We start from the raw sequence: 14,683 nt of genomic DNA on the forward strand, positions 1-14,683 counted from the left end.
TCTCAGGTCACCTTCTCGATGAACTTGCTGATGCGGTTGGCTGCGAGCACGACCAGCACGATGACGAGGCCGGGCAGGATCGCGAGCCACCACGCGGTGGAGAGGTAGGTGCGGCCCTCCGAGACGAGCAGGCCCCACTCCGGCTCGGGCGGCTGCACCCCGAACCCGAGGAAGCTCAGCGCCGAGATCGCCAGCAGCGCCTCGCCGAACTGCAGCGCCAGCAGTGCGATGAGGGGCCCGATCGAGTGCGGGAAGACGTGGCGCGGGAGGATGTTCCACCATCGCTGGCCCGACAGGCGCGCGGCCGTGACGAAGTCGGACTCGCGTACCCGCAGCACCTCGGCGCGCAAGATCCGGGTGAACGCGGCGATCGAGCCGATGCCGACCGCCACGGCGATGTTGATCGTGCCGTAGCCGAGCGTCGTGACGATCATGAGCGAGACCAGCAGGCCCGGCACGGCGAGGAAGATGTCGACGAAGCGGCCCACGACCTCGTCGACCCAGCCGCCGAGGTATCCGGCGAGGATGCCGAGCACGGCGCTGATCGAGAGCCCGAGCACGACGGCGAGCAGTGACGCGATGAGCGTGTTCGCGGTGCCGTAGACGACCCGCGTGTACTGGTCGCGTCCGAGATTGTCGGTGCCGAGGGGATGCTGCCACGTCGGCGCCGCGAGCTTGTTCGCAAGATCGGTGGCGTACGGGTCGAGGCTCGTGAACAGCGATGGTACGAACGCGGCCACGATCACCGCGGCGATCAGCAGCGCCGAGAGGATGAAGGTCGGCTGCGTTGCCTGAGCGACCCGCGCCGATCGACGGGGCCTGGCGCGGGCGGGCTCGGTCTCGACGATCGCGATGCCGCCGGGAACCTCGGCGACGGCTGAGCCGGCGTTCGCCGCCGTCTCGCGTGCGATCGCCTCATCTGCGATATCCACTGTCATGAGACCCCCAATCGGATGCGCGGATCGATCCGCGGGTAGAAGAGATCGACGGCGAGGTTCGCAAGAGCGAACAGCAGCGCCGAGACGATCACGACGCCCTGGACGACAGGAACGTCCTGGCTGACGACCCCAGCCTGCAGCACGCGTCCCAAGCCCTGGCGCGAGAACACGGTCTCGGTGATGACGGCGCCGGCGAGGATGCCGCCCACGGACATCCCGATGATCGTGGCGGCCGGAATGACGGCGTTGCGCAGACCGTGCGCGAACACGATCCGACCGCGGCCGACGCCGCGGGCGCTCAGGAAGGTGGCCTGCGGGCCGTGCGTGTACTCGAACAGGCTCTTCGCGGTCACCTGCGCGATCGCCGCGCTCGCCGGGATGGCCGAGGTCACCGCCGGAAGGATGAGGGCGCGGAAGCCGTCGTTTCCAACGGCAGGAAGCACATGGAGCTGGAAAGCGAAGATCTGGATCAAGATCAGGCCGGTGAGGAACACCGGGAAGGAGAGGAACGCCGAAGGCAGCGAGAACAGGATGTTGCGCAACCAGCTCGCCCGCGCCGTGTTGGCGAGTAGCGCGATCGCGAAGCCCAAGATGACGCTGAGCACGAGCGCAAGCGCGCCCAGCGCAAGGGTGTGCGGAAGTGCGCCCCCAATGACGACCGCGACCGGCACACCGAGAGCGATCGACGTGCCGAGATCACCCGTGAGCGTCTGCCACAACAGCCCGAAGTACTGCTCATAGGCCGGGCGGTCCAGCCCGTACCGTGCTTCGAGCGTCGCCAGCAGCGTCTTATCGATGTCAGCACCCGCGCCGCTGATCATCATGGACGCGCTGTTACCCGGCAGGTAGAACAGCAGCAGCCACGTGATCGTGTACGCCGCCCACACCACGAACAGCGCGTACAGCACGCGCCGGATGACGTATCTCACCCGCGACCTCCGTTCCGGACCTCTCTCATGTAGGCCCGGGAACGACAACAACACGCCGGCAGAGATCGTGGACGCCTCACCGTCACACCTGGACACCGCCGGACTTCTCCCGCAACAGATGCGGTTGCTCCCGCCGGCTGCGCGCCGCGGCGATCTCGCGGAACATCCGCGTGGATGCTGAAACGACGCGCTGGCGCTGTGCAGCGCGCACGCGACCTCTGCCTTAGGATTTTGCCGTCGCCGGGCGATCGCCACGCGCAGTGCACACTCACCATCCAGTCGGCCCGGAGGCATATCCACGTGAGCATCGACGTGTGGAGCTCGATCTCGGGGCGGACGAGCCAGGCGATCGCCGAGGATCTCCGTGAGCTGGTCGACGCCGGACACCTCGCTGCGGGGACGCGACTGCCCACCATTCGCGCTCTCGCCTCCTCGCTGTCGGTCTCCCCCACGACCGTCTCCGACGCGTGGGGCCGTCTGCACGCGTCGGGGGTGATCCGCACCGAGGGACGGCGGGGCACGTTCATCGCTCCACGGTCGGGCAAACGGCAGATCTCCACCACCGCCGGGTCGATCCTCATGGACGTCGCACAAGGCGCTGCCGACCCCGAACTTCAACCGGCTTTGCAGAACGCCTTCACAGCGGCACTCTCTGGGGACACAGTCAACGCGCACGACTTCGCCTACATCACCGATCCGCTTCGTTCCGCGGTGGAAGAGGACTGGCCGTACCGCCCCGCATCGTGGACGACAGCGGACGGGGCCACGGATGCGTCCGCGCTCGTTCTGCGTGCGCTCGCACCGCGGGCGCGGCCAGTCGCGGTGGAACAGCCGACAGCGCAACGGACGATGGCGCTGTTGCGGCATCACCGTCGAGCGCAGGTCGGGGTGTCCTGGGACGAGGAGGGGCCTGATCCCGATCAGCTTCGCCAGGCGGTCGTGCAACGCAAAGCCGGCATGTTCTACTGGCAGCCGCGCGCGCACTACCCTTCCGGCCGCTCTGCTTCGCCTCGGCGTGTCAGGGAGCTCGCGGATGTACTCGAGACGCATCCCGATGTCGTCATCGTCGAGGACGACATGGTCGGTGCCGCGTCGACGGCGCCTGCGGTGAGCCTTGCGCGTCATCTTCCCGACGCGGTGGTGCGCATCCGCTCGTTCGATGTCAGCCACGGCCTCGGGCTGCGCACCGCGGTGATCAGCGGCAGCAACGACGCCATCCGAGCGGTCAACATGGCACGTGGAATGTTGGCCGTGTGGAACAGCCCTGTGCTGCAGAACGCCCTGGCGTGGTTGCTGACCGATGCCGACACCCGTGCGTTCGTGCAGAGCGCCGCCCGGCGGTACGAGCAGCGACGCCGGGCTCTGGTCCGGTCCATGGACGAGGCCGGGCTCCCACTGCCTGCAGGCGAGGGCCTCGTTCTCTGGGTGCCGGTGCGCGAGGAGGTTGCCGCCGTCGAGCACCTCACCGCTGACGGAATGATCGGGGGTCTGGGGAGCGTGTGCTGGTTGGACGCCGTCGACCGCGGGCACATCCGCATACCCGTCGGGCAGACAGATCTCACCCGCTCCCAACGTGAGCGGATGGCCGCGGCTCTCGTGTCAGCTGTGACCGCCTGACGGCACAGTCCCTCTGTTACACGAACCATGCCTCCGCGAGAAGCCGGTGGGTTTCGGCGCGACGAGCGAGCTCGTGATCGAGGATGCTGACGATCACCTCGTCCGCTTCGAATCGGGACGCGAGGGCACGAAGGTCGGCGGCGACGTCCGACGGGGCGCCGGCGACGAGCGCGCCCATCCGATCGGCGATCTGCGGGTCGTCGATGACGCCGGGCGCCCCTGACGTCGGGAACGGAAGGATGCCGAGGCCGCGCCGCTGGCGGGCGATCCATTCCGCATGTGCCGCGCGACGGTCGGCGACCTGGTCACGTGCCTGGGCGATGCACACCTCAGCGGCGACGGCAACACGCGCCGCAAGCCCCGGATGCGCGGCGGTGAAGGCTGCGCGGTAATGCTGCACAGCGTCCTCAGCGGTCGAGGGGCTCATGTGATGGTTCACCGCGAACGGCAGGCCGAGGTCTCCAGCGAGCTGTGCACTCTCGCCCGCGCTGCTGCCCAGCGACCACACCTCGACCTCGCCCCCGCCGACGAGCGCGTTCCACTTCTCACCATCCGCGTCGACGTACTCATCCTCGAGCATACGGAGCACATCGCGAACAAGATCGCCGTGGTCGGCCGCAACCGCACCCGACTGCTGAAGGAGGTCGAGGCGCCGGGCAAATCGGGGCGATGCCGCGACCGCTGCCGCAGCCGGTCGCGTGGTCGACGCGTCGCGTCCGCGTGCGGCCGACCGCCCGAATCCCAGGTCAACGCGGCCGGGGGCGAGGGCGGCGAGGGTGGCGAAGTCCTCGGCGATGGACAGCGCGGTGCGGTGACCGGTGAGGGTGGCTCCCGAACCGATGCGGATGGTGCTGGTGCGTCCCGCGATCGCAGCGAGCACCGAGACGGGGCTGACGGCGGCGAGGCCGGCGGTGAGATGGTGCTCGGCGAGCCAGTACCGCTGGTATCCCCACTGTTCGGCGTCCTGTGCCAGCGCGATCGACGCGGCGATGGTGTCCGCAGCGCTGCCGCCCTCCGGGATTGCGGCGAGGTCGAGGAGGGTGAGTGAGACCTCAGCCATGGTGCTCGCCTTCGTCGGCGAGCTGTCCCCAGGCGTCGGCGAGCCGGGCGACCGCTGTCGGGATGTCGGAGGCGCGCGTCGAGCTGAAACCCAACCGCATCGCCTCATCGTGGGAACGACCACCGGGCACGGCGAATGCGGTGCCTCGTGAGAACTGCGTACCGCGCGCGCTGCTGAGCTCATTCAGGCGCGCGACGGACAGCGTCGGGTCGTTGAGACGGGCCCAGAGGAAGAACCCGCCCTGCGGCTCATGGAAGGTCACCGCGTCGCCGAGGCGGGCGCGCAGTTCGGAGGTGAGAGTCTCGGCGCGCACGCGAAGTTCGGCGGCCAGAGCTCGCGTGATGTCTGCAAACCCACCATCGGCAAGGAGGGACGCCACGGCGGTCTGAATCAGCGTCGACGGATGCTGATCAGTGCGGGACCGTACCGCGATGATCGCGGGCACGAGGGATTCGGGAACGACGATCCATCCCAGACGGAGCCCTGGCCCCAGAGACTTGGAGAACGTGTCGATGCGGAGGAACACGTCGTCACCAGGGTCGGCGTCCTTGAGAGGTTCCCCTGCCCACCGCGAGCGGCGGTACGGGTTGTCCCACAGGACGAAGAAACCGTAGCGGCGCGCGAGCTCGGCCAGCTTCTCGCGTCTCGGAACCGAGAGCGACCCGCCGGTCGGGTTCTGGAAGTCCGGCACCGTGTAGACCAGGCGTGGTCGAAGCCCCTCTGCCAACAGTGCCTCGAGACGATCGACATCCAGGCCATCACGGTCGACCGGAACCGGAACCACGTTCGCATCGGCGAGCTGGAGTACACGACGGAAGACGGGGAAGACCGGATCGTCGACGACGACCACATCGCCCGGGTCGACGAGCGCGAGGGTCGCGAGAGACAGGGCGTGCAGCGCACCGTTGGTGACCACGACTCGTTCGGCGCCCACCCCTTCCAGGTGGGCGATCTGCTCGACGAGCGCAGGGATACCTCGAGGTGAGGAGTACTGGAACGCCGGCGCACCAGCGATAGAAGCCGCTTCGGCCACCGCCTCCGCGAAACCGGCAAGTGGCAGCGCCTCGATGGGTGGGTTGCCGCCGAGCAGGTCGATGCTGTCGAGTGCCTGGTTGCCGAGTACCTCGACGAACGTGCGCGGGACGTCCAGTTGTGCGGCGAAGCGCGAAAGACGCGGTGACTGGGTCATGCAGGTTCCTTTCCGAAGGGGCGGTCACGCAGCGATCGGGCAGACGGCGCGCCCGGGGCCGCAGCGAGCAGTTCGCGGGTGACTTCGTGCTGCGGGGTGCCGAACACCGATGCGAGCGGACCGTGTTCGACGACCCGGCCTGCTGCGAGCACGACCACGTCGTGTGCGATCTCGCCGACGACGCCCAGGTCGTGGGTGATGAAGAGGTAAGTGAGCCCGAGCTCGTCCTGGAGCTCGCGAAGCAGCCGGAGGATCTGCGCTTGCACCGAGACATCCAACGCGGAGACCGGCTCGTCGCACACGACGACCTCCGGTCGAAGCGCGAGCGCTCGGGCGATCGCCGCGCGCTGCAGTTGACCGCCTGACAGCTCGTGCGGGAGCCGGTCGCCGAGGCTGCGTGCGAGCGCGACCTGGTCGAGCAGCTGGTCCACTCGGCGCTGTCGCTCCTGGCGCGTGCCGAGTCCGAACACCTTCAACGGTTCGGCCAGCGCCCGGCGGATCGGGATTCGGGGGTCGAAGGTCGAATGCGGGTTCTGTTGAACGAGCTGCACGCGACGGCGCAGCTGCCGACGTTCCTCGCCTCGCAGTGAGTCGATGTCTGTGCCTTCGAACCTGATCGTTCCCTCGCTTGCGGGGATGAGCCCGAGCACGGTGCGCGCAATGGTCGTCTTTCCCGACCCGGATTCGCCGACGAGCGCCGTCGTCATCCCCCGCGACACATCGAAGCTCGCCCCATCGACCGCCGTCACACCGCCCCGATACCGGGTGACGAGGCCGCGCACCGCAAGGACCGGATCACGGTCGATCTTCTCCACATGGACCGCCTTCGCGAGCGAAGGGACGGCATCCAGCAGCTCAGTCACGTACGGATCGAGCTCGCTCACCCCGAGGTCGTCGGGCGCGAACACGTCGATGAGGTGCCCGCGGCGCATCACGGCGACGCGGTCTGCTCGCTCGAGCGCGACACCCAGGTCATGCGTGATGAGCAGCATAGAGGTGCCTCGTTCACGCACGAGCCCACCCAGATGATCGAGCACCCGGCGCTGCACTGTCGTGTCGAGAGCGCTGGTCGGCTCGTCGGCGATGATGAGTCCGGGGTCGCCGACGAACGCTCCGGCGATGAGGGCACGCTGACGCATACCGCCGGACAGTTCGTGCGGCCAGGCGCGCGCGGCGCGCTCCGGGTCACGAAGTCCCGCGTTCTGGAGCGCCTTGACCGCGGCACGGCCAGCCGTGCGACGGTCTGTCAGCCCGTGCGCGATCAACGTCTCAGCGACTTGCGCACCGACCCGGCGGGTGGGGTTGAGAGAGGTCGCGGGGTCCTGAGGGATGTATGCCAGCCGGCGGCCTCGGAGAGCGCGCCACTGTCGTTGGTCCGACGCGAGGAGGTCCAGTTCCTCGAAGCGGATGCGACCCGCGGCGATCGAGGCCGATCCGGGAAGCAGCCCGAGGACCGCACGCGCGAGCGTCGTCTTGCCGGACCCCGACTCCCCTACGACCGCGAGGACCTCACCGCGGCCGAGCGAGAGCGACACCGCTTCGAGGGCGGGCGCTCCGTCACCGTAGGAGATCGTGAGGTCGTTGACGTCCAGGATCGCAGTCATCGTGCGCCGCCCGTCCGTGTCTCGAGAGTGCGAGAGATGTGCATGATCGAGGACACGGTGGCGACCACGACTGCGGCCGGCAGCAGCGTGAGCCACCACGCGACGGCGAGGTAGTCGCGGCCGTCGGAGATGAGGTTCCCCCACTCCGGCGCCGGTGGCGCTGCTCCGAACCCGAGGAAGCTCAGGGCCGACACAGCGAGCACGGCGGTCGCGAGCGTCGCGGTGGCCAGTACGACGACGTGGCCGGTGATGTTGGGGACGACGTGGTGCACCAGCATCCGCGACCCGCGCACTCCCACGACATGCGCCGCCTCGATGAAATCGCTGGAACGCACGCGAAGTGTCTCGGCGCGGACCACGCGCGCGAACGCGGGAATAGCGCCCACTCCGACGGCGATGGATATCTGCAGCGTTCCGGGGCCGAGGGCGGCGATCACCGCGAGGGAGAGCATCAGCCCGGGAATGGCGAGCACCACGTCGACCGCGCGCATGAGCGCGCCGTCGATGATTCCGCCGAGGTAGCCGGCGATGACGCCGATGAGCGAACCAGCCACCAGCCCGATCATCACCGCCAGGAGGGTTGAGCGCACGGAGAGCGATGCCCCGTGAACGACCCGCAGGTAGAGGTCGCGGCCGAGCTCATCGGTACCGAACCAGTGGTCGGGCGATGGGGCGAGAAGACGGCTCTCGGGGGCTGCGCGAAGCGGGTCACCCGGCGCGAAGACCTGCGGCAGGAGCACCCAGCCGACGACGACGACGATGACGAGCACGGCGAGGATGACGCCGGGACGAGATGCAGTACCTCGGAGGCCGCGGGTCACGGGCGATGCGACGATCTCAGGAGCGGCGAGCACGGTGCCTCACGATCCGGGGGTCCAGGAGCGGGTAGAGGAAGTCGACGATCACGTTGACGACGACGAAGGCGATGGCGCCGACGACGACGATCCCGAGCACGACCGGCAGGTCGCGTGCCACGACGCTGGAGACGGCGATGCGGCCGAGGCCGGGACGGGAGAAGACGGTCTCGACGACGATCGACCCGGCGAGCAGTTCGCCGACGAGGAGCGCGCCCGCCGTCAGAGCAGGCAAGCAGGCGTTACGCAGAAGGTGCGCGAAGAAGATGCGCGGCCGTGACGATCCGCGCGATGCGAGCACTGCCGAGTACGCTGCACGGTCCTCGGCGCTGATGCCTTTGGCAAGCAGTTGTGCGAGCAGGGCCGACGCCGGAACAGCGAGGGTGAGCACCGGCAGCACGAGCGCTGCCGGGCCTTCCGCGCCGAACGCAGGGACCCATCCCCAGCGGAACGAGACCACCTGCAGAAGCACGAGCCCGACGACGAATGTCGGGATCGACAGGCCGAGACCCGGAACGGCGAGAAGCGCCGCGCGCAGCCGAGGCCGTCTCGTGCTCATTGCGGGGAGTGCGAGCAGGATGCCCACCACCACCGCGACCGCCAAGGTGAGACCCGCGAGAAGCAGGGTGGGAGGCAGCGCCTCGGCGAGCACGGCCGTCACGGGACGGCCGGATGCGATCGATGTGCCGAGATCTCCGCGCAGTGCAGCCAGCAGCGCGTCGACGTACCTCACCGCGAGGGGCCGGTCGAGACCCAGCTCGGCGCGGAACCGGGCGAGCTCCGCGGGGTCGATGTTGTCGCCCTCGGCGCCGGCCGCCATGATCTCGGCAGGATCACTCGGGAGCGCGTAGAGGATGAGGAAGCCCAGCGTGTAGGCGGCGAGGAGCACGCCCGCCGCTTGCACGATCCGCGACAGGAGATGGCGGGTCATTCGGCTCCTGCGTACACAGATCGCGGCCGCGCCAGCCCGAAGCGCTCGCGAAGAGTCGTGGCGGGCGTCTCAGCACCAGAAGACCCAGGTGAGGCGGCGAGCAGGAGGGCGAGGGCGTCGCGCGTCTCGGGCCGGGCGAGCACCGACACTCCCGCCGCGAGCGCGTCGCGCACTTCGCGGACGTCTGCCGCATTCCGGACGTGGCGCTCGACCAGCGACTGACCGCGCACGATCTCGATCCACGCCGTCGCCGGTTGTGTGTCCGCGAGGGCGGCTCCCGCGATGATCGGCAGTCGTCCCTGCGGCGGACGCGGGGTGATCGACGGACCGGCGATGCGGAACGTCGCTGCCTGCAGGTCGATGGCGTGCAGTCTGGCGCGATCGAGGTAGCGTCCGGTGGAGGTGTCGCGGATGACGACGTCATCCTCCCAGCTGTCCCAGAGCCGCGCGACGGCGTCGATCACCGCGGCGGCGTCAGCGAGATCGTCAGTGCCATCGGCGGGTCCGACGAGCCACCCGCCCCGGCCGTGACTGACGTGGTCGAGGGTCGCGAGCGCGGTGGAGAGATGGAAGGGCTCGGCACCGTCCGCGGGTGTGTCCGCCACCAGTCCGATCTGCGTGGTGTGGGCAGCCAGGTGCGCCGCGACCAGCACGGGAGACAATCCGGGCACCGCCGGGCGTGAGACCACGATGAAGTCGGCGCCGGCGGCGTCCGCCGCTGCCGCCGACGAGGCCGCCTGCCTGATGGCAGCGGACGCCAACGGCGAGTCCGCGGGGGGCAAGACGATTCCGAGGGTCATGTCAGTTCCTTCTCGAAGCACACGCTCACGATGTCGTCGTCGGCGTAAGGACCGTACGGAGGGATGCGGGTCCATCCCCCGTCGACGTAGAGGGCGATGGCCGCCTCCTGACGGAACCCGGTCTGCAGGCGCAGCCGTCCGACGCCGTCACGACGAGCACGTCTCTCCAGTTCGGCGAGCACCGCCCGCGCAAGCCCGAGACGGCGATGGTCGGGGTCGACCGCGAGGCGGTTCACTTCCCACACGCCGTGCGCGTCCGATAGCAACCCCGCCGCAACCAGTCGTCCGTCGATGCGAATGGCAACGATGGTGCGCACGTCGTCTCGGGTGAGCGGACGCACCTTCTGCTTGCTGAGGTCGACACCGTCGTATAGGGCGAGCGTCTGGGCCCCGACCCACCGCACGAGCTCACGGAACTCCTCATCGTCCCAATCCGCTTCGCCGATCTCATAGCCCTGCGGCACTCCGGTCACCGTTCCGGCCATTCGGGCGCGGCGACACCGAGATGATCACGCAACGTCGTCCCCTCGTACTCGGTTCGGAAGAGTCCGCGGGCTTGGAGCAGCGGGATGACCCTCTCGTAGAAGCGATCCAGGGCGTCCTGAGAGGGGGGCATCACGATGAACCCGTCGGCCGCACCCGCACGGAAGCGCTCCTCCATCGCGTCCGCCACCTGCTCGGCGGTTCCGCTGATCGACCAGTGCCCGTACGACGCGGCTTCCAGGCCCACGAGGCGGCGCACGCTCCACTGTTCCTCGACAGCCAGCCTGCGGAACAGCTCGTATCGGCTACGTCTTCCCTGCACAGCGGAGACCTCGGGAAGCCGGTTCGCAGGGATGATGTCCCCGAATCCGAGGCCGGTCAGGTCCGCACCGCCCAGCTGGTCGGCGAGCCGGGCGATGGCGGTCGGCTCGTCGACGAGGTCGAGAAGGTCGTCACGGATGCGGTGCGCATCGGCCTCGGTGTCACCGATCACCGGGCTGAGGCCTGGCAGCACCACCACATCCCTCTCACTCCGGCCGAAACCGACAGCTCGCGCACGGATGTCGCGGATGAAAGCCCGTGACTCGTCGACGTCCTGCTGAGCGGTGAACACCATCGAGGCATGCCGTGCAGCCAGGTCACGGCCAGGGCCGGACGACCCCGCCTGGACGATCACAGGCCTCCCCTGCGCGGAACGTGGCACATTGAGAGGCCCGGCCACCTGGAAGTGCGTGCCGGTGTGATCGAGGGGCCTCACCCGGTCAGGGTCGGCGAACCGCCCCGCCACGCGATCGCGAATGAGAGCGTCGGGCGCCCAGCTGTCCCACAACCCCGTCACCACGTCGAGGAACTCCTCTGCGCGCTCGTAGCGTGCATCATGATCGGGCCACGCGTGGTGACCGTAGTTGCCCGAGCCGACGCTGGAGGTCACCGCGTTCCAGCCCGCGCGCCCGGCACTGATCTGATCGAGCGACGCCACTTGCCGGGCGAGCGTGTACGGCTCCGAGAAGGTCGTCGATGCCGTCGCGACGAGCCCGATCCGGCTCGTCTGGGTCGCCAGCGCCGACAGCACGGTCAGCGGCTCGAAGTAGAGGTATGGCTGCTGCACCCGCAGGCCCGCACGGTTCACCTGAGACAGGTCGGACACGAAGAACGCATCCAGAAGCGCCCCCTCCGCCTGCCGAGCGAGATCGGTGAGCAGTCCGATGGTCCCCCATTCTTCGGTACGGCTGCTGGCCTGCCTCCACGCACCCTGATGCACCCCGCCCACTCCCGCCGAGAGAGCGAGATGCATGCGGGAGCCCGGCTGGGCGATCAGTTCGCCAGCCATGCGTCGTACAGGAACAGTCGCGAGGAGGAATCGAAGGAGACCCCGTTCACATCGGGCCCGACAGCGGCGACCTGGGCGAGTTCGTAGACGGGGATGCCGTACCCCTGGTCGACGATCAGCTGCTGAGCGTCGGCTCCCACCTCATCGCGAGCCGCGGTGTCCGCCGTTGCCTGCAGGTCGCCGAACAGGGAGGTCAGCTGGTCGTCGGAGAAGCGTGCAGGGTTCGTGGCCGCACCGCCGAACGTGGTGCGCAGCACGTCGAGTTCGGGACGAGTGAAGTTGCCGAAGCTGAACGCGAGGGCGGGGTCCTTGACCGCCTCGAGGTAGTCCGCGACCGCGAGCGGACGCAGAGTCAGCTCGATGCCGAGGTCGCTCAGCTGCTGCTGCACGAGTTCGAGCACGCTCTGGTTCGTGACGACGCTGTTGATGTACGCCACCTCGAGGGACAGCGGTACGCCATCCTTCTCCCGCACCCCGTCAGCACCCGCCTCCCAGCCCGCTCCGTCGAGCAGGTCTGCCGCAGCATCCGCGTCGAACGTCAGCTCATCAGAGAGGTCGAGGTAGCCGGGAGTGCTGCTGGCGAGCACGCCGGTTGCGGGTGCGTACGACACGCTCAGCACCGCGGCGAGCTGCTCGCGGTCGATGCCGATCTGCAGGGCCTGACGCACCGCCGGGTCGGCGGTGATCGGGTTGCTGGCCCGAGGGAAGAGACTGTTCAGGACACCCGGGTTCGCGCGGGCGATGACACCGAAGCCGGCGCCCGAGAGGACCTCTTCGTCGGTGGGCTGCACATCGGTGATGGCATCGAGCTGTCCCGACTGCAGCGAACCGACACGCACACTCGACTCGCCGACCACCTGGAACGTCACCGTGTCGAGGTACGCGTCCCCGGTGTGCGCGGCACGCGCCGACGACCAGTCGTAACCGTCGCGTCGGGTCAGCACGGTGGAATCGTTCTGGGCGTACGACGTGAACGTGAAAGGTCCGCTGCCGATGATGTTCTCCGCCTGGCAGCGCTCTTCCGCAGTCAGGTCGAGGGTGGAGGCACCGACGATGCCGAGCTGAACCACTGCAGTACTCGAGAGGAACCCGGCGTTCGGCGCCGAGAAGTCGACCTGCACGGTGGTGTCATCGACGGCCGTGGCGCTCTCGAACCCCGCGAGGTAGCCCGTGACGAGGGAGGTGGCCGCGCCGAGGGAGACGACGTTCGTAAAGTTGCGGGCGACGATGTCAGCGTCCAGAGGTGTCCCGTCGCTGAAGGTGACGCCCTCGCGCAATGTGAAAGTGAAGCTCGTCGCGTCGTCGGAGACCTCCCACGATTCAGCCAGCCACGGCACGAGCTCGCCCGTCTCGGGGTCGATGTCGGTCAGGCTGTCGACAACCTGACGGCTGGCGTTGATCGACGCTGCGTTGCCGTTCTGCTGCGGGTCGAGGCATACCGGGTCGGCGGAGATCCCGATCGTGAGGTCCCCGCCGGCGGAGGGCGAGGAGGTCGGCGTGGGGGTGGACGTGGTGTCACTGCCGGCGGCGCAGCTGGCGAGCAGAACAGCCGATGTCGCCGCGACGGCGACCAGCGCGCCCGTGCGCAGGGGACGAATCGAGTGGATGGTCATGGTGCTCCTCGGGAGGATGGGTGCGGGTGTTCGGGGAGTTCAGTAAGAGGGCTGGCCGACCGGCGCGAGCCCCAGGTGGTCGCGGGCAGTGGTCCCCTCGTAGCGGTCGGGATAGACTCCACGCTCTTGAAGTTCTGGCACGAGGCGGTCGACGATCTCATCGAACCCGCCCGGCATGACGTAGGCGCCGAGTGCGAACCCATCTGTCACGCCCGCGTCGGTGTAGCGCGTGATCTCGTCCGCCACCGCGGACGGAGTGCCTCGAAAAGCCGGCTGGCCATACATCGCGACCATCAGGCTGCGAAGCGAGTGACCGTCTCGGTCTGCCAGCGCGCGCCATCTCGCGACGGTCTCGAACGGGTCCGCCTTCGACTGCACACGGCCCTTCATCAGGTGATCGGCTGGGCGTACGGGATCGAAGGTCGGCAGAGGGCCCTCGGGGTCGACACCGTCCAGGGAGCGCCCCCACACCTGCTCAGCGAAGGCCAACGCACGTGGGCCGGAAATCTGGGCGAACCCGTTCTCGCGCACCCGCTCCTCGACTTCGGCGGCGGTGTCGCCGAAGACCACGCGTGCGATCGGCAGAATCCGCAGCTCCTCACGCTTCTTCCCGATGGCCGTGAGATGTGTAGCCATGTCGGCCGAGAACCTCTCTGCGGCGTCGAATGACGTGTTCAGCGAGAAGATGACGTCGGCGTAGCGCGCACCGAAGCGCCGTCCGTCAGCGGAGTCTCCCGCCTGGATGTACACCGGACGCCCTTGGGGTAGGCGGTCTTGCGCTGCTTTCCACTGCGCCTCGACCTCGCCGATGACTTCCTCTGCGCGAACGTAGCGGTCAGCGTGCGAGAGGTACCCACCACGGCGGAAGTTCTCGCCGAAGTACGCGTCGTGCGACGTGACGATGTTCCACGCCGCGCGACCATTGCTCAGGTGGTCGATCGTGCTGAGCCCCGCGGCGAGCTCCGCAGGCTCGGTGTACGTGGTGTTGAGCGTCGCCGCCAGCCCGATGCGTTCGGTTCGCGCGGAGAGCGCTGCGAAAAGGGCGAGGGAGTCGGGACGTCCGGCGACGTCCAGTTCGAACAGCTCCCCTCGATGCTCGCGAAGCCGGAGACCCTGTCCCAGGAACAGCAGGTCGAACAAGCCTCGTTCCGCGACTCGAGCAATGTGCTCGAAAGTCTCGACGGCGATCTGATCCCCCGCTGCGGGATGGGACCAGATCGTGGTGTGGTTGACGCCCTCAACGAAGGCGGCGAGATGCACGCGAGGTCGTGACCCTGGGGACGCAGCGGTTGGCACGGCCGCAATGCTATGGAGGTTTGTAACAGCAAGCTGCGC

13 protein-coding genes are annotated in these 14,683 nt (G+C 68.6%); 1 reads left to right on the forward strand and 12 read right to left on the reverse strand.

What is annotated here, in order from left to right:
* Window positions 1-2: 2 nt before the first annotated feature.
* Entirely contained in the window at window positions 3-938 is a 936-nt protein-coding gene (locus tag ABD998_RS03875) for an ABC transporter permease (RefSeq protein ID WP_345436101.1), read from the reverse strand.
* Window positions 935-1,867 carry an ABC transporter permease gene (locus ABD998_RS03880; RefSeq protein ID WP_345436103.1) on the reverse strand — a complete coding sequence of 311 codons (933 nt, stop codon included), beginning with the start codon at window positions 1,865-1,867 and terminating at the stop codon, window positions 935-937. The genes ABD998_RS03875 and ABD998_RS03880 overlap by 4 nt, the downstream gene beginning before the upstream one ends.
* Window positions 1,868-2,167: 300 nt before the next feature.
* Between ABD998_RS03880 and ABD998_RS03885 the strand changes: the two genes are divergently transcribed.
* A complete protein-coding gene (locus ABD998_RS03885) occupies window positions 2,168-3,484 on the forward strand; it encodes an aminotransferase class I/II-fold pyridoxal phosphate-dependent enzyme (protein ID WP_345436105.1) in 1,317 nt (438 codons plus the stop codon).
* A gap of 16 nt (window positions 3,485-3,500) precedes the next feature.
* Here ABD998_RS03885 and ABD998_RS03890 read toward each other — a convergent pair whose 3' ends face one another.
* Genes ABD998_RS03890 through ABD998_RS03935 form a run of 10 tightly spaced genes read right to left on the reverse strand, consistent with a single transcriptional unit; the run spans window position 3,501 to window position 14,608 of the window.
* On the reverse strand, window positions 3,501-4,544 hold the full coding sequence (locus ABD998_RS03890; protein WP_345436107.1) for an MsnO8 family LLM class oxidoreductase: 1,044 nt from the start codon (window positions 4,542-4,544) through the stop codon (window positions 3,501-3,503).
* A complete protein-coding gene (locus ABD998_RS03895) occupies window positions 4,537-5,733 on the reverse strand; it encodes an aminotransferase-like domain-containing protein (protein WP_345436109.1) in 1,197 nt (398 codons plus the stop codon). The genes ABD998_RS03890 and ABD998_RS03895 overlap by 8 nt, the downstream gene beginning before the upstream one ends.
* Complete coding sequence (locus ABD998_RS03900) at window positions 5,730-7,337, reverse strand: ABC transporter ATP-binding protein (RefSeq protein ID WP_345436111.1); 1,608 nt, start codon at window positions 7,335-7,337, stop codon at window positions 5,730-5,732. The genes ABD998_RS03895 and ABD998_RS03900 overlap by 4 nt, the downstream gene beginning before the upstream one ends.
* Entirely contained in the window at window positions 7,334-8,191 is an 858-nt protein-coding gene (locus ABD998_RS03905; protein WP_345436113.1) for an ABC transporter permease, read from the reverse strand. Before ABD998_RS03905 ends, ABD998_RS03900 begins: the two co-directional genes overlap by 4 nt.
* Window positions 8,175-9,122, reverse strand: a complete 948-nt coding sequence (locus tag ABD998_RS03910) for an ABC transporter permease (RefSeq protein ID WP_345436115.1) — start codon at window positions 9,120-9,122, stop codon at window positions 8,175-8,177. The genes ABD998_RS03905 and ABD998_RS03910 overlap by 17 nt, the downstream gene beginning before the upstream one ends.
* Window positions 9,119-9,922: an LLM class flavin-dependent oxidoreductase gene (locus tag ABD998_RS03915; RefSeq protein ID WP_345436117.1), complete on the reverse strand. Its 804-nt coding sequence runs from the start codon at window positions 9,920-9,922 to the stop codon at window positions 9,119-9,121. Before ABD998_RS03915 ends, ABD998_RS03910 begins: the two co-directional genes overlap by 4 nt.
* Window positions 9,919-10,395, reverse strand: coding sequence for a GNAT family N-acetyltransferase (locus ABD998_RS03920; RefSeq protein WP_345436119.1), 477 nt, complete (start codon window positions 10,393-10,395; stop codon window positions 9,919-9,921). The genes ABD998_RS03915 and ABD998_RS03920 overlap by 4 nt, the downstream gene beginning before the upstream one ends.
* Window positions 10,392-11,735 (reverse strand): LLM class flavin-dependent oxidoreductase, encoded by a 1,344-nt coding sequence (locus ABD998_RS03925; RefSeq protein ID WP_345436121.1) that lies wholly within the window; start codon window positions 11,733-11,735, stop codon window positions 10,392-10,394. Before ABD998_RS03925 ends, ABD998_RS03920 begins: the two co-directional genes overlap by 4 nt.
* Entirely contained in the window at window positions 11,720-13,348 is a 1,629-nt protein-coding gene (locus tag ABD998_RS03930) for an ABC transporter substrate-binding protein (RefSeq protein WP_345436124.1), read from the reverse strand. Before ABD998_RS03930 ends, ABD998_RS03925 begins: the two co-directional genes overlap by 16 nt.
* Before the next feature lie 39 nt (window positions 13,349-13,387).
* Complete coding sequence (locus ABD998_RS03935; RefSeq protein ID WP_345436126.1) at window positions 13,388-14,608, reverse strand: LLM class flavin-dependent oxidoreductase; 1,221 nt, start codon at window positions 14,606-14,608, stop codon at window positions 13,388-13,390.
* Window positions 14,609-14,683: the final 75 nt, after the last annotated feature.

Source organism: Microbacterium gilvum, from assembly GCF_039543865.1.
Taxonomy (GTDB): Bacteria; Actinomycetota; Actinomycetes; order Actinomycetales; family Microbacteriaceae; genus Microbacterium; species Microbacterium gilvum.

What these genes read in the sequence shown, in the direction of transcription:
- ABD998_RS03875 (WP_345436101.1), bottom strand. Translation starts at nt 938, where the DNA reads ATGACAGTGGATATCGCAGATGAGGCGATCGCACGCGAGACGGCGGCG.
- ABD998_RS03890 (WP_345436107.1), bottom strand. Translation starts at nt 4,544, where the DNA reads ATGGCTGAGGTCTCACTCACCCTCCTCGACCTCGCCGCAATCCCGGAG.
- ABD998_RS03895 (WP_345436109.1), bottom strand. Translation starts at nt 5,733, where the DNA reads ATGACCCAGTCACCGCGTCTTTCGCGCTTCGCCGCACAACTGGACGTC.
- ABD998_RS03900 (WP_345436111.1), bottom strand. Translation starts at nt 7,337, where the DNA reads ATGACTGCGATCCTGGACGTCAACGACCTCACGATCTCCTACGGTGAC.
- ABD998_RS03910 (WP_345436115.1), bottom strand. Translation starts at nt 9,122, where the DNA reads ATGACCCGCCATCTCCTGTCGCGGATCGTGCAAGCGGCGGGCGTGCTC.
- ABD998_RS03915 (WP_345436117.1), bottom strand. Translation starts at nt 9,922, where the DNA reads ATGACCCTCGGAATCGTCTTGCCCCCCGCGGACTCGCCGTTGGCGTCC.
- ABD998_RS03925 (WP_345436121.1), bottom strand. Translation starts at nt 11,735, where the DNA reads ATGGCTGGCGAACTGATCGCCCAGCCGGGCTCCCGCATGCATCTCGCT.
- ABD998_RS03930 (WP_345436124.1), bottom strand. Translation starts at nt 13,348, where the DNA reads ATGACCATCCACTCGATTCGTCCCCTGCGCACGGGCGCGCTGGTCGCC.